Annotated in this window: 13 protein-coding genes; 4 read left to right on the top strand and 9 right to left on the bottom strand. The window is 75.6% G+C overall.

Features of this window, described 5'->3' with window-relative positions; genetic code table 11:
- Positions 1–20: 20 nt before the first annotated feature.
- Both K7640_RS03085 and ligA read right to left on the bottom strand, forming a co-directional pair.
- Complete coding sequence (locus K7640_RS03085; protein ID WP_222953152.1) at positions 21–2,654, bottom strand: bifunctional diguanylate cyclase/phosphodiesterase; 2,634 nt, start codon at positions 2,652–2,654, stop codon at positions 21–23.
- A gap of 180 nt (positions 2,655–2,834) precedes the next feature.
- Positions 2,835–4,970, bottom strand: a complete 2,136-nt coding sequence (ligA, locus tag K7640_RS03080; protein WP_222953151.1) for an NAD-dependent DNA ligase LigA — start codon at positions 4,968–4,970, stop codon at positions 2,835–2,837.
- Positions 4,971–5,124: 154 nt separating this feature from the next.
- On the opposite strand from ligA, the gene K7640_RS03075 reads away from it, so the two are divergent.
- Both K7640_RS03075 and K7640_RS03070 read left to right on the top strand, forming a co-directional pair.
- Complete coding sequence (locus tag K7640_RS03075) at positions 5,125–5,625, top strand: type II toxin-antitoxin system PemK/MazF family toxin (protein ID WP_222953150.1); 501 nt, start codon at positions 5,125–5,127, stop codon at positions 5,623–5,625.
- Between the two features lie 46 nt (positions 5,626–5,671).
- On the top strand, positions 5,672–6,016 hold the full coding sequence (locus K7640_RS03070) for a hypothetical protein (RefSeq protein WP_222953149.1): 345 nt from the start codon (positions 5,672–5,674) through the stop codon (positions 6,014–6,016).
- Here K7640_RS03070 and K7640_RS03065 read toward each other — a convergent pair.
- The 7 genes from K7640_RS03065 to K7640_RS03035 form a co-directional block, all read right to left on the bottom strand.
- On the bottom strand, positions 6,010–7,086 hold the full coding sequence (locus K7640_RS03065; protein ID WP_222953148.1) for an ADP-ribosylglycohydrolase family protein: 1,077 nt from the start codon (positions 7,084–7,086) through the stop codon (positions 6,010–6,012). The two genes, K7640_RS03070 and K7640_RS03065, sit on opposite strands and share 7 nt — an antisense overlap.
- Before the next feature lie 37 nt (positions 7,087–7,123).
- Complete coding sequence (locus K7640_RS03060; protein WP_308042435.1) at positions 7,124–7,471, bottom strand: VOC family protein; 348 nt, start codon at positions 7,469–7,471, stop codon at positions 7,124–7,126.
- A 104-nt stretch (positions 7,472–7,575) separates the two neighbouring features.
- Positions 7,576–8,580 carry a methionine synthase gene (locus K7640_RS03055; RefSeq protein WP_222953146.1) on the bottom strand — a complete coding sequence of 335 codons (1,005 nt, stop codon included), beginning with the start codon at positions 8,578–8,580 and terminating at the stop codon, positions 7,576–7,578.
- 117 nt (positions 8,581–8,697) lie between these two features.
- Positions 8,698–9,771, bottom strand: a complete 1,074-nt coding sequence (gene mnmA / locus K7640_RS03050; RefSeq protein ID WP_222953145.1) for a tRNA 2-thiouridine(34) synthase MnmA — start codon at positions 9,769–9,771, stop codon at positions 8,698–8,700.
- A 39-nt stretch (positions 9,772–9,810) separates the two neighbouring features.
- A complete protein-coding gene (locus K7640_RS03045; protein ID WP_222953144.1) occupies positions 9,811–10,986 on the bottom strand; it encodes a cysteine desulfurase family protein in 1,176 nt (391 codons plus the stop codon).
- A 73-nt stretch (positions 10,987–11,059) separates the two neighbouring features.
- Positions 11,060–11,731, bottom strand: coding sequence for a class F sortase (locus K7640_RS03040; protein WP_222953143.1), 672 nt, complete (start codon positions 11,729–11,731; stop codon positions 11,060–11,062).
- Positions 11,728–12,558: a DUF4397 domain-containing protein gene (locus K7640_RS03035; RefSeq protein WP_222953142.1), complete on the bottom strand. Its 831-nt coding sequence runs from the start codon at positions 12,556–12,558 to the stop codon at positions 11,728–11,730. Before K7640_RS03035 ends, K7640_RS03040 begins: the two co-directional genes overlap by 4 nt.
- 238 nt (positions 12,559–12,796) lie before the next feature.
- Here K7640_RS03035 and K7640_RS03030 point away from each other — a divergent pair, with 238 nt between their 5' ends.
- Both K7640_RS03030 and K7640_RS03025 read left to right on the top strand, forming a co-directional pair.
- Positions 12,797–13,405 (top strand): RNA polymerase sigma factor, encoded by a 609-nt coding sequence (locus tag K7640_RS03030; protein ID WP_222953141.1) that lies wholly within the window; start codon positions 12,797–12,799, stop codon positions 13,403–13,405.
- The gene (locus tag K7640_RS03025; RefSeq protein ID WP_222953140.1) at positions 13,359–14,144 is read left to right on the top strand and encodes an anti-sigma factor; all 786 of its coding nucleotides are present in this window, start codon (positions 13,359–13,361) and stop codon (positions 14,142–14,144) included. Before K7640_RS03030 ends, K7640_RS03025 begins: the two co-directional genes overlap by 47 nt.
- Positions 14,145–14,298 lie beyond the last annotated feature (154 nt).

Here is a 14,298-nt window from a genome sequence, read left to right as displayed (position 1 = left end):
ACGTCGCGGCCGGCTGCCGGTCAGCGGGTGGGGCGGCGGTGGCCCGGCTCCTCGACCGGCACCGTCGGCCGCACCGGCCGGTAGCGGGCCAGCCACCCGGTCAGCTCCTCGGCGGGCATCGGCCGGGCGTAGAACCAGCCCTGGGCCACGTCGCAGCCGGCCGCGTGCAGCAGCCGCCAGGTCCGCTCGTCCTCCACGCCCTCGGCGACCACCCGCAGGCCGAGCGCGCCGGCCAGCTCGATCATCGACCGGACGATCGCAGCGTCGTCGGCGTCCTCGGCCATGCCCAGCACGAACGACCGGTCCACCTTCACCTCGGACAGCGGCAACCGGCGCAGGTGCTGCAACGACGAGTAGCCGGTGCCGAAGTCGTCAAGCGCGATGCCCACCCCGATCCGGTGCAGCCGGGAGATGGTGGCGAGCACCCGGCGCGGGTCGGCCATCAGCGCCCCCTCGGTGATCTCCACCTGGAGCCGGTCGGGCCGTACGCCGAAGCGGGTGAGCCGGTCGGCGATCTGGTCGGCGACCTCGCCGGTGTGCAGGTCCCGCACGCTGACGTTCAGCGCCGCCCGCAGGTCGGTGCCGGCGGCGGTCCACTTGGCGAGCTGCTCGACCACGTCGTCGACCACCCGGCGGGTGAGCAGGCGCATCACCGCGCTCTGCTCGGCCACCTGGATCAGTTCCCCCGGGTCGACCATGCCGCGCCGGGGGTGCCGCCAGCGCAGCAGGGCCTCCACGCCGACCACCTCGCCGGTGGCGATGGCGATCTGCGGCTGGTAATACATGGTGATCTCGCCGACCTCGGCGTCCGGCCGCCGCTCCTCGGTCCGGGCGGCGGGCACCACGCCGGCCGACGCGCCGGGCCCCTGACCGACCGGCACGGCCCGGTCACCCGCGACGGTCCCGTCGTCCGGCACGGTCCGCCCAGCCGGCACGGTCCCGTCGCCCGGCACCGTTCCGTCAGCGACCGAACCGGCCTCGGCACCGTCCGATGACGCAGCGGCCGGAACGACTTCGGCACCGTCCGACGGCACGGCCGGGGTCGCCTCGCGGCCCCCGGGGGCGCCGTCGCCGTCCGGGCTGGTCCCGCCGTCCGGGCTGGTCCCGGCGTCCGGGGTGCCGTCGGCACCGCCGGCGCGGGCCGCGGCCCGGCGGCGGATCGGGTCCGCCCCGGTCACGATCCGGTTGATCAGCTCGTCGGTGCCGGCCAGCTCCACCGGGTCCCGGCGGCGACGACCCCACCGGCGGGACGAGGCCGGGCGGGCGGCCGGCACCGCGTCGGTCGCGGTGGGCAACGCCGCGCCGTCCCCGCCCCGCACCCCGCCGGCACGCTCGCCGCCACCGGCCGGGCCGGACTCCAGCACCCGCCGCAGATCGGCCAGGAGGGCCAGCCGCTCGGCCGAGTTGTGGTCGGACTCCGGCGTGTAGACGGCGATGGTGTCGTTGCGGTGCTTGGCGTCGTACATCGCGACGTCGGCGTGCCGCATCAGGGTGGCGTAGTCCTCGCCGTGGTCGGGAAAGACCGCGATGCCGATCGAACCGCCGACGTCAAGTGGGAGCCCGTCCAGCGAGACCGGCTCCACCAGCGCCCGGACCACCCGCTCGGCGAGTTCCCGCGCCTGGTCGGACCCGCCGAGCCCGGTGCTGACGATGGCGAACTCGTCCCCGCCCAGCCGGGCGAGCAGGTCACCGGGGCCGACCACGCCGGTCAGCCGGGCGCTCACCTCGACCAGCAGCCGGTCCCCCACCGCGTGCCCGAGCGCGTCGTTGACGTGCTTGAACCGGTCCAGGTCGATGAGCAGCAGCGCCAGGTGCCCGTCCGGGTCGCCCCGGGCCACCCGTTCCGCGTGCAGGTGCACCTGTTCGGCGACCTCCGCCAGCAGTGCCTTGCGGTTCGGCAGGCCGGTCAGCGGGTCGAGGGAGGCCAGCTCTTCCTGCTCGGCGGAGAGCCGGGCCATCCGGTAGACCGCGAAGAGCGGCACCAGCACCAGCGGGATCAGCGCGGCGCTGGCCCGGGCGGCGGCCACCAGCACCGGGGCCAGCAGCAGCAGCGACCCGGTGGAGAGCAGCTCGTACGCCAGCCCCTGCCGTACGCCCGGCCACCACCGCTCGCCGAAGCGCAGCCGTACCGCGGTGCTGACCAGGCCGTAGTTGACCAGGAACCAGGCGGCGGTGGCGCCCCCGACGGCCGCCACCTCCGTCCAGTGCAGCCGGCCGCCGTCGAAGAGGTCGCCGGGACCGAGCCGGGTGACCAGGTACGCGGCGGCGAGGGCCACCGCGTACTGGGCCGCGTTGAAGCCGGTGCGCCAGACGGCGTGCCGCATCCGCCACCCGGAGACGGCCACCGCCACCGCCTGCACCGCCACCGCCGGGCCCAGGCCCCAGCCGAGCAGGATGGCGAAGGTGAAGCAGGTGGACGGGAAGACGGCGGAGGACTCCCGCCGCCCGGGCGGCACGAACGGTCGCGCGTCGCAGGCCACGGCGAGCGCCGCCATCGTCCAGAACGCGGCCGGCAGGTCGCCCAGCCGGTCGGCCAGGGCCGCCAGCGGGCCGGCCGACACCAGCACGGCCAGCGCGCCGACGCCGAGCACGAACCCGAAGAACGGCGTCGCCCGCCCCGGTGGCACCGAGTTTCGGGGATCGCCGGTCTCCATCGCACCTCCCGCGGCAGGATCGTGGCGGGCCGTCCGCCCGCCATGCCCCCCATGAAAGCCCTGACGGGTCGATTTCCGGATGCGACAGTCACGAATCGGTCGTAGTCGTAATTAAGTTGGTATACGCCGCCGGGTGCCGGGCGCGGCCTGCTCGACCGCCGAAGCGGTCATGCCGCAGGGTCAGCCCTCGACGGTGGCCACCTCGCGGGCCGCCTCCGGGCCGGCGTCGAGCAGCACCCGGAAGCCCGCCTCGTCGAGCACCGGCACCTTGAGGCTGGCCGCCTTGTCGGCCTTGGCACCCGGATTCTCCCCCACCACGACGAAGCCGGTCTTCTTGGAGACCGAACCGCTCACCTTGCCGCCCCGGCTCTGGATCGCCTCCGCCGCCTGGTCCCGGGAGAAGTCGGCGAGCGTGCCGGTGACCACCACGGTGAGCCCTTCCAGCGGACGCGGCCCCTCCTCGCCGGCCTCCTCCGCCATCCGGACGCCGGCCCGGCGCCACTTGTCGACCACCTCGCGGTGCCAGTCGACGGTGAACCACTCCTTGATGCTGGCGGCGATGGTCGGGCCGACACCGTCCACCGAGGAGAGTTCCTCCTCGGTGGCCGCCTCGATCGCGTCCATCGAGCGGAAGTGCCGGGCCAGGGCCTGTGCGGCGGTGGGCCCGACGTGCCGGATGGAGAGACCGACCAGCACCCGCCACAGGTCGCGTTCCCGGGCCACGGCGAGATTGTCCAGCAGCTTGGTGGCGTTGCTGCCCAGGCTGCCGTCCTTGTTGACGAAGAACGGGGAGTTGGCGAGCTGCTCGGCGGTGAGGCCGAACAGGTCGCCCTCGTCGTGGATGATCCCGGCGTCGAGCAGCGCGGACGCGCCCTTGTAGCCGAGCACCTCGATGTCGAACGCCCCCCGGCCGGCCAGGTGGAACACCCGCTCGCGCAACTGGGCGGGGCAGCTGCGCGAGTTCGGGCAGCGGATGTCGATGTCGCCCTCCTTCGCCGGGGCGAGCGGGGTGCCGCAGGCCGGGCAGGAGGTGGGCATGACGAACGGCCGGGCGTCGGCGGGGCGCAGGTCCACCACCGGGCCGAGCACCTCGGGGATCACGTCGCCGGCCTTGCGCAGCACCACCGTGTCGCCGATCAGCACGCCCTTGCGCTCCACCTCCCGCGCGTTGTGCAGGGTGGCCAGCGCGACCGTGGACCCGGCCACCCGCACCGGTTCGAGGACGGCGAACGGGGTGACCCGGCCGGTGCGGCCGACGTTCACGTCGATGTCGAGCAGCTTGGTGGTCACCTCCTCCGGCGGGTATTTGAAGGCGATCGCCCAGCGCGGCGCGCGGCTGGTCGAGCCGAGCCGGCCCTGGATGGCGACCGGGTCGACCTTGACCACCACGCCGTCGATCTCGTGCTCGACGTCGTGCCGGTGCTCGGCGTACCAGGCGATGTATTCCGCGACGCCGGCCAGGTCGGGCACCACCCGCCAGCGGTCGCTGGTCGGCAGCCCCCACGCCTTCAGGGCGGCGTACGCCTCGGACTGGGTGGTCGGCTGGAAACCCTTGCGGGCGCCGATGCCGTGCACCACCAGGCGCAGCGGCCGGGAGGCGGTGATCCGCGGATCCTTCTGCCGCAGGCTGCCGGCGGCGGCGTTGCGCGGGTTGGCGAACGGCGCCTTGCCCTGCTCGACCAGGCCGGCGTTCAGGTCGGCGAAGGCGGCCACCGGGAAGTAGATCTCGCCGCGCACCTCGAGGAGCGCGGGCACCTCCGGGAAGGCGCCGGACGGGGTGAGCCGGGCCGGCACGTCGGCGATGCTGCGCACGTTGGCGGTCACGTCCTCGCCGGTGCGGCCGTCGCCGCGGGTCGCCGCCCGGACCAGCCGGCCCTTCTCGTAGGTCAGGTTGATCGCCAGCCCGTCGACCTTCAGCTCGCACAGATATGGAACCGGGCCGCCGGCGTCCCGCTCGACCCGCTCGGCCCAGAGCGCCAGCTCCTCGTCGGCGAAGGCGTTGTCCAACGAGAGCATCCGCTCGGCGTGCGCGACCGGGGTGAAGTCGGTGGAGAAGGTGCCGCCGACCCGCTGGGTCGGCGAGTCCGGGGTGCGCAGCGCCGGGAACTCCTCCTCCAGCGCCTCCAGCTCGCGCAGCTGCCGGTCGAACTCGGCGTCGGAGATGGTCGGGGCGTCGAGCACGTAGTAGCGGTATTGGTGCTCGGTGAGCTCCTGGCTGAGCGTGGCGTGCCGCTCCCGCGCCTCGGGGGGCGGCTCGGCGCCGGCCGCCGCCTCCTGGGCGGGGCTGACGGCTTGGGAAATCGCTTCTTCGGACACCGCTGACCTCCGTGATCACGCTACCGGAGCACCGTATCGGTCGGGTGGGACAACGCGCGTCCCGCCCGCCGCGCCCACCGGGCGACCGGGCGCGGACCGTGCGAGGATCGCCGCACGCCGACCGGCGGCGCGGCGGTGGAGAGGCGGGGTACGGATGCCCGAGTGGCTGTGGTGGGGACTGCTGATCGTCCTGGCGGTCGCCGCCGGCTGGGCCTGGAACGAGTGGCGCCGGCCGGGCGGGCGCGGCCCGCGTACCGGCGCGGAGCGGGACCGGCCGGCCCGGGACCGGAGCCGGCCGACCGCGCCGCCGCGCCCGCGGGCCCCCGCCGGTACGCCCCGGTCCGGTGAGATCTGGTGGGCCGACGTGCCGTACGCCGACGGCAGCGGCTCGAAGGTGCGTCCCTGCCTGGTGCTGCGGGCCGGCACCGGGGACGCCGAGGTGCTCAAGATCACCAGCCAGGACAAGAGCGGCCGGGACGACCACGTCCGCATCCCCACCCGCGACTGGGACCCGGGCGCGGAGCACGACAGCTGGCTCGACCTCGCCGAGCCGCTGCCGGTGCCGCTCACCGCGTTCGAGAAGCGGGCCGGCAGCTGCGAGCCGCACCTGTGGCGCCAGGTCCGGCGGCTGCACGCCCGGCGGAGCCCGGCCTGACCGGGCGGCCCTGCCGGCGATGCCCGGGTTCGGCGATGCTGGTGCGGTGACCGGACCCACCGTCGCGCCGATCGGGTGGCCACGTCGGCTGGTGGCCGCCATCGTGTCGCTGGCGGCCCTGCCGCTGCTGCCGCTGCTGGGCTACCGGCTGGCCTGGTTCGCCCCGTACGCCGACCCGGCGTCCACCGTCCCCGCGCCGGGCGAGGCGGCACCGCCGCCGCACGCCACCACCATCTGGTACGCGCTGCTCGCCGCCCTGACCGTCACCACCGTCGGGTTGGCGCTCAGCTGGCGCCGGCTGCGCCACCCGGCCCCCGCCTGGTGGCTGCTGCCGACCGGCGCGCTGGCCGGCCTCGGCTGCGCCACCCTCCTGGCCGACCGCCTCTACTGACCGGCTCCGCCGGCCGCCGTGGTGCCGCCAGGTGGCATGTCCCCGCCAGTCGGCGTGGGGCCGTCGGGCCGGTCCCAGGCGGCGGCGAGCGTGGCGAGCTGGTCGGCGTACTCGATGCGGGCGGCCCATCCCTCGGGCCAGCCGGCCAGGCCGTGCGCGGCGCCGACGAAGGCGCCGGCCAGGGCGGCGATCGAGTCCGAGTCGCCGGCCGTGGTCGCGCCCCGGGCCAGCGCCGCCACCGGGTCGTCGGGGTGGCGCAGCGCGCAGAGCAGCGCGGTGGCGAGCGCCTCCTCGGCCACCCAGCCCTCCCCCGTGTACCGGCACGGATCGCCGCCGTCATCGGCCCGGGCCAGCGCGTCGTCCAGCCGGGCCAGCGCGTCGAGGCACTCGTCCCAGCCGCGCGCGATGAACTCCTCCGGCGTGCGCTCGCCGGAGCGCTGCCACAGGTCGCCCAGCCAGTCGGCCCGATAGACGGCGCGCTGCTCGCGGGCCCGGGCGGCGAGCCGGCCCGGCAGCTCGGCGAGCGCCGCGCCGTCGCACACCAGCCGGACGGCGTACGCGGTCAGCTCGCTGGCCGCCAGGCCGGTCGGGTGGCCGTGGGTCAGGCCGGCCTGGAGCTGCGCCAGCCCGGCGAGGGTGTCCAGGTCGACGTCGAGCAGCCCGACCGGGGTGACCCGCATGTTGGCCCCGCAGCCCTTCGAGCCGGCCACGGTGGCCTCCTGCCACCGGACGCCCCGGGCCAGCTCACCGCAGGCGCGCAGGCAGGTCATGCCCGGGGCGCGGTTGTTCTCCGGGCTGACCGACCACTCGACGAAACGCCGCCGCAGCAGCGGCTCGACCTCGGCCGCGGTGTGCCCGGGCGCGTCGTGCAGCGCCCAGGCCACCGCGAGCGCCAGCTGGGTGTCGTCGGTGACCAGGGCGGGCGCCCCGACCAGCTCCCGAGGGCCGGTCGGGCCGTACCGGCCGACGATCTCGGCGACGGTCAGGAACTCGGTGGGCCGGCCCAGCGCGTCGCCGAAGGCGAGCCCGAACAGCGAACCGGCGGCCCGGCGGGGTGCGGAGTCGATCACCCCGCGATCATGCCCGGCCGGGTCAAGCCCGCCCCGGTCAGTCCCAGCAGAGGCAGAACGGGTGGCCGGACGGGTCGGCGTAGACCCGCCAGCCCTCCCCCTCGCCCGGCAGCCGCCGGGCCCCCAGGTCGAGCGCCTTCTTCTCGGCGGCGTCGATGTCCTCGACGGTGACGTCGATGTGGAACTGCTGCGGCCGCTCCGGGTCGGGCCAGGCCGGCGGGCGCAGGTCGAGCGCCTTCTGGAAGGCCAGCCGCGGCAGGTGCCCCGGTGGGCCGCCGAGCACCACCCAGTCGTCGCCCTCCGAGTTCTCCTCGACCACGGGCAGGCCGAGCAGCTCGCCGTAGAAGGCCGCCAGGCCGCGCGGATCGGGAGTGTCGATCACCACTGAACGAAGTTGTCCCACCATGCCGGCCATCCTGCCCGTCGGGTACGACACGGAAACCCGGTCCGGGCCACCGCCGCGCACCGCCATGATCGACGGGACGCGGGCTACTCCTCGGCGAGCCGCCGGCCGGCGTCCCGGCAGGCGGCGAGCACCGCCCGGGCGTACGTCGGGGTGGCCCCGGCCAGGCCGCAGGCGGGGGTGACGACGACCTGCTCGGCGAGCCGGCGGCGCGGGAAGCCCAGGCGGTCCCAGAGCTCGCGTACCCGATCGGCGACCTGGGCCGAGGTCGGCGCGCGACCGGCCGGCGGCGGCAGCGCCGGCGCGGCCCCGGCCAGCAGCCCGAGCCCGGCGTCGATCGCCTCGCCCAGCGGGTCGAGGTCGCGGAGCAGGCTCAGGTCCAGGGCGACGCCGACCGCGCCGGTGGTGCGGATCAGCTCCAGCGGGACGTCCGGGGCACAGCAGTGCACCACGGTCGGCACCCCGGCCGCCTCGATCACCTGGCGCAGCAACGCCCGGGCCACCTCGGACTCCACCGTGCGGTACGTGCCGAGGCCGCTCTCGGTGGGCACCCGGCCGGCCAGCGCCGCGGGCAGCGACGGCTCGTCGACCTGGAGCAGCACCGTCGCCCGGGGCAGCCGGCGGGCGACCGCAGCGACATGCCCCCGGACCCCCTCGGCGAGCGAGCCGGCGAGGTCGCGGACCGCGCCCGGGTCGCGCAACAGCCGGCCGCCGATCGGCAGCTCCAGCGCGGCGGCCAGGGTGAACGGCCCGGCCACCTGCACCTTCACCGGGCCGGCGTACTCCTCGGCCTGCTCGGCGAGCTGGTCCAGGTCGCGTTCCATCAGGTCCCGGGCGCGCCGCAGTTCACGACCGGGGCGCGGGGCGATCCGCCAGCGCGCCGCGTACAGCTCGACCGGCAACTCGACCAGCAGGCCGCCGGTGCGGCCCACCAGGTCGGCGCCGGGGCCACGGGCCGGCAGCTCGGGCAGGTGCGGCAGGTCGGGCAGCTCACCGAGGACGATCCGCTGGGCCTCGGCGATGTCGGTGCCGGGCAGCGAACCGATGCCGGTCGCCGCACCGGTGGGCCAGGGCCAGGACTGTTCGGTCACGGCCGAAGATTATCCGCCCCCATCCCCTCGGCGGACGGCGCCACGTGCCGCGCATGGGGCCATCCCGGACGCAGGATCGCCCGACATGCCGCAGACCGCGCTACGCGAGGCCGGCGGTCAGGCGGAGATGGTGGCCGAGCCGAGCACCACGTCCCCGGCCGGATCCGGCCGGTACGCCACGATCGCCTGGCCCGCGGCGACACCGCGCAGCGGGCGGCGCAGCTCGGCGCGCAGGCCGTCGGCGTCCAGCGAGACCGCGGCCGGGACCACGTCGCCGTGCGCCCGCAGCTGCACCTCGCACTCGATCGGCCCGGCCGGCCGCTCGCCGCCGGTCCAGACCGGGCGGGTCGCCCGCACCGAGGAGACCTCCAGCGCCTCGGCCGGGCCGACGGTCACCGTGTTGGTCTTCGGGGTGATGGAGAGCACGTAGCGGGGGCGGCCGTCCGGGGCGGGGCGGTCCAGGTGCAGGCCGCGCCGCTGCCCGACGGTGTACTGGTACGCGCCGCTGTGGCTGCCGACGGTGGCGCCGGTGAGCGCGTCGACCACGTCGCCGGGCGCCTCGCCGAGCCGGTCGGCGAGGAAACCACGGGTGTTCCCGTCGGCGATGAAGCAGATGTCGTGCGAGTCCGGCTTGTCGGCCACCGCCAGGCCGCGCCGGGCGGCCTCCTCGCGTACCTGGGCCTTGGTCGAGTCGCCGAGCGGGAAGATCGACCGGTCCAGCTGCGCGCGGGTGAGCACGGCCAGCACGTACGACTGGTCCTTGGCCGCGTCGACGCTGCGGCGCAGCAGGCCGTCCGCGCCGAGCCGGGCGTGGTGGCCGGTGACCACCGCGTCGAAGCCAAGGGCCACGGCCCGGTCCAGCACCGCCGCGAACTTGATCTTTTCGTTGCAGCGCAGGCAGGGATTCGGGGTACGGCCGGCCGCGTACTCGGCGACGAAGTCGTCCACCACGTCGGCGTGGAACCGGTCGGCCATGTCCCAGACGTAGAACGGGATGCCGAGCACGTCGGCGGCCCGCCGGGCGTCCCGGGAGTCCTCCAGGGTGCAGCAGCCCCGGGCCCCGGTGCGGTAGGTCTGCGGGTTGCGGGCCAGCGCCAGGTGCACCCCGGTCACGTCGTGCCCGGCGTCCACCGCACGCGCCGCCGCCACCGCGGAGTCCACCCCGCCCGACATCGCCGCCAGCACCCTCACCAGCGCCCTCCCTTCCTCCGCACCGAGCGTATCCCGGCGTCAGCGGGGGGTACGCAGGGCGGCGGCCCGGCGGGCCCGGTCCACCGCGGCTGGCAGGGCGGCGATCAGCGCGTCCACCTCGGCGGACGTGCTGGTGTGACCCAGGGTGAAGCGCAGCGACGAGCGGGCCCGGTCGTCGTCGGCGCCCATCGCGATCAGCACGTGCGAGGGCTGGGCCACCCCGGCGGAGCAGGCCGAGCCGGTCGAGCAGGCGATGCCCTGGGCGTCGAGCAGGAGCAGCAGGGCGTCGCCCTCGCAGCCGGGGAAGGAGAAGTGCGCGTTGCCGGGCAGCCGGTCGGCCGGGTCGCCGTTGAAGATCACCTCGGGCACCGCCTCGCGGACCCGGCGTACCAGGTCGTCGCGGAGGGCGGACACCCGGGCGGCGTACTCCTGCTGGCCCTTGACCGCAGCCTCCACCGCGACCGCGAAGGCCACGATGCCGGCGGTGTCCAGCGTGCCGGAGCGGACGTCGCGCTCCTGGCCGCCGCCGTGCAGCAGCGGCGTCGCGGCCACGTCCCGGCCGAGTAGCAGCGCCCCGACGCCGGCCGGGCCACCGAGCTTGTGGCCGGTCACGGTGAGCGCGGACACCCCGCTGGCGGCGAAGTCGACGGGGACCTGCCCCACCGCCTGGATCGCGTCGGTGTGGAACGGCACCCCGTGCTCGGCGGCGACGGCGGCCAGCTCGGTCACCGGCTGCACCGTGCCGACCTCGTTGTTCGCCCACATCGCGGTGACCAGGGCCACCCGGTCACCGGACGCCGCCAGCTCGGCGCGCAGCCGGGCCGGGTCGAGACGGCCGGCGGTGTCCACCGGCAGCCAGCTCACCTGGGCGCCCTCGTGGTCGACCAGCCAGTCCACCGCGTCGAGCACGGCGTGGTGCTCCACCGCGCTGGAGATCACCCGGTCGCGGTCCGTGCCGGCCGCCCGGCGGGCCCAGAAGACGCCCTTCACGGCGAGGTTGTCGCTCTCGGTGCCGCCACCGGTGAAGATCACCTCGGAGGGGCGGGCGCCGAGCGCGGCGGCCACCCGCTCCCGGGACTCCTCCACCCGCCGGCGCGCCCGGCGGCCGCACGCGTGCAGGGACGACGCGTTGCCGACCTCGCGGGCCGTGGCGACGTACGCCTCCAGTGCCTCGTCGAGCATCGGAGTCGTCGCCGCGTGATCCAGGTATGCCATCACGGTTCAGCGTACTGACCGGGCCCCCCGGACGCCGGAGGGGATCCGGCACCCGGGGGATCGCTCGGCGAGGTCAGGCCGGCACCGCGGTCACCACGATGTTGTCCCGGTAGTGGCGGGTCTTCGGGTCGAACGGTCCGCCACAGGTGATCAGCGTGAGCCGGGGCCGGCCGTCGCGGGCGAAGTACCGGTCCAGCGGGATCTTCGTCTTCAGGTACTCCTCCCGGGCCACCACCCGGTAGCGCCGCTCCCGGCCATCGGAGCCGGTGGCGGTGAGGGTGTCTCCCCGGTCCAGCTCGCGCAGCCGGAAGAACGCCCCCTTGCCCTGGTCGGCGCTGTCCACGTGGCCGGCGATCACCACCGAGCCGGCGGTGGCCTCCAGGCCGGGGCCGTAGCGGTACCAGCCGACCTGGTCGACGCTGGGCGGCACGTCGAACTCGCCGGTGCGCTGGTCGACGCCGACCGGGTCGACGGTGGCGGCGACCCGGATCCGCGGGATGCTCAGCCGGGCCGGCTCGATCGTCTCCCCGGCCGCCGGCAGGGTGCCCGCGTTCACCGGCACCCGCGGCGCGCCGGCGCCGGTCGCCGTCGGCGTCGGCGCCGGGGTGGGACTGGCCAGCGCCGCCACCTCACCGGCCCCGACGTCCTCGGCGGGCTGGGACCCGCAGGCCACCAGGGCGGCGGCGGTGAGCGCGGCGGCGCCGGCGGCCATCGCCGCCAGCGCCCCGCGGTGCCGCACCGTCACCGGCGACCGGTCCGGGCGGTGGCCAGCCGCGCCCCGCCGCCGACCAGCAGCAGCACGCCCGCGCCGGCCAGCGCGTACCACCAGGTGGCCACGCCGGTGCCGGCCAGGCCGCCGGAGCCGCTGGGCACGCCGTGCGGGGCCGAGTGCAGGCCGGTGATGGTCTGCGCGACCAGTTCGAGGTTCTTGGCCTCGGCGGAGCCGATCGCGTAGACAACGGTGGCGGTGCCCTCCTTCAGGTTCAGGTCCGCCGGGCCGATCGCCACGGTGTCGGTGCCGGCGAGCACCACGTCCGCCTTGACGGTGCCGGCGTCGACGTCGGCCTTGGCCTCCTTCGGGTTGGTCAGGTCCTGGAACACCGGCGTTCCGCCGGCCCGTACGTCGACGGCCGGGGCGGCCGCCGTGTGCCGCACGATCAGCCGGGCCTTGCCCGCGCCCACCTTGGACACGTCGTTGACGAACGGGGTGATCCGCGGCTGGCCGTCGGCGCTCAGGTGGGCGGCGAGGCTGATGTTCGCCCCGCCCGGCACCTTCGCGGCGTCGACCTTGAGGATCGCCTGGCCGACCGGCTCGCCCGGCTTGGTCAGCGCGATGTCGTACGACCCCTCGGGCAGGGTCAGCGGGCCGGCCACGTCGCCCGGCTGGAAGTTGTCGAGCGTCTTCTTGCCGTCGACGTACACGTCGACCGGGGTGTCCGGGATGCCGTGCACCACGGAGACCTTGGCCGAGGCGGCGTAGGCCGGGCTGATGGTGGCCGCGCCGACGCCGGCGAAGGTCAGGGCGGCCACCGCGCCGCCCGCGGCGACCCGACGGAACATGGCGAACTGCATTTTGCGTGCCTCCTGGTGGTTGGCGCTGATTCGTCACGACTGGCGTGCAGAACGAGTTACGCCGGCACCGACACCGGCGGATGCGCCCCGAAACGACTTTTCTTTCTCCGCCCGGACCGCATCCGCCGGGGCCGCCGGCGACGAATGAGTGGGCGATGGAGCTGCGCAGACACCGGGAAGTGGGGCGAGGGCTGTGGGCGTTACAGTCGGGCATGCCCCACGGAAGGCGAGCCGCCCGGTGACGGCGGCACGCCCGGACCCGGAGCCACCGTCGGTCGACGACGACCTGGCGGACCGGTTCCGGGCCGGCGACGAGACAGCGCTGCGCGAGGCGTACGACCGGTACGGCCGCGCCGTGTTCCACCTGGCGACCAGCACGCTGGCCAACCGCAGCGACGCGGAGGACGTCACCCAGGCGACGTTCGTGGCCGCCTGGCTCGGGCGGGACACCTTCGATCCGACCAAGGGGTCGCTGATCGGGTGGCTGCTCGGGATCGGCCGGCGCAAGGTGATCGACCGGCTGCGCGCGGCTGCCCGGGAGACCCGGGTGGTCGATACGGTCCGGCAACTGCCGGAGCCGGTGCCCACCGGGCCGGACCCGGACGCCGTGGTCGACCGCCTGGTGGTCGCCGACGAGCTGGCCCGGCTCCCCGAGGACCAGCGCCGCATGCTGGAGTTGGCCTTCTACGACGACCTGACCCACCAGCAGATCGCGGCGGTCACCGGGGTGCCGCTCGGCACCGTCAAGAGTCACATCCGGCGCGGCATGCAGAGCTTGAAACGCAGATGGGAGGTGGACGGTGCAGCACCTGGACCACGACCGGCTGGTCTTTCTGGCGCTCGGTGAGAGCGACGCGGAGGACGGTGAGACCACCCACCTCGACAGCTGCCCGCACTGCCGCGGCGAGCTGGCCACCCTCCAGCACGTCGCCGGCCTCGGCGCCGACACCCAGGGCCTGGCCGACCTGCCGGCCCCGCCCGAGCACGTCTGGCAGGGCATCGTCACGGAGATCGGCGCCGCGGAGCGCCTGCCGTCGCTGCCGGCGGCCCGGCGGGCCACCGCGTCGCCGGACGGTGCGGACCCGGCGTCGCCGGCCGGCCCGACGACGCCGGCCGGACCAGCCCGGCGGGCCCGCCGGCGCTGGCCGCGCTGGGCCACCACTGCGGTGACGGCCGTGGCCGCCGCGGCGGTCGCGGTGGTGGGCACGGCGGTGGTGCTCGGCGGCCCGGCCGCGGACCCGGAGCCGGGGCCGGAGGTGCTGGCCAGCGCCCCGCTGGCCGCCTTCGGCGGTACGCCGAAGGACGCCGCCGGGGACGCCCGGGTCCTCGCCGACGGCCAGTTGCACCTGCACGTGGCGAATCTCCCGGCCGTTCCCGGGTACTACGAGGTCTGGCTGATCAACCCGACGAACATGAAGATGTTCTCGATCGGTGTGCTGCGCGCCGCGTCCGGGGATGTGCTACTCCCCTTGCCACCGAACGTGGACCTTCAGGCATACTCAGTTGTCGACGTTTCCGCCGAGCGATACGACAACGAGCCCGCCCACTCCGGCGACAGCCTGCTGAGGGGCACCCTGACGGGCTGATCGGCGGGCCGGCTCAGCTCCCCGGCCCGCCGATCAGCTCCCTTCCCCGCCCCAGTGCGGCGGCACCGCGGCGAACAACCCGCCGCGAGGGAAGGGGTCGAGACGACCGAAGCCGCCACCCGGAACACCGGGCGGCGGCTTCGTCGTGCCGGGA

This window comes from Micromonospora sp. PLK6-60 (genome assembly GCF_019890675.1).
GTDB lineage: Bacteria > Actinomycetota > Actinomycetes > Mycobacteriales > Micromonosporaceae > Micromonospora.
Note: the sequence above shows the minus strand (reverse complement) of the source record. Positions and strands in the feature narration are given on the sequence as shown.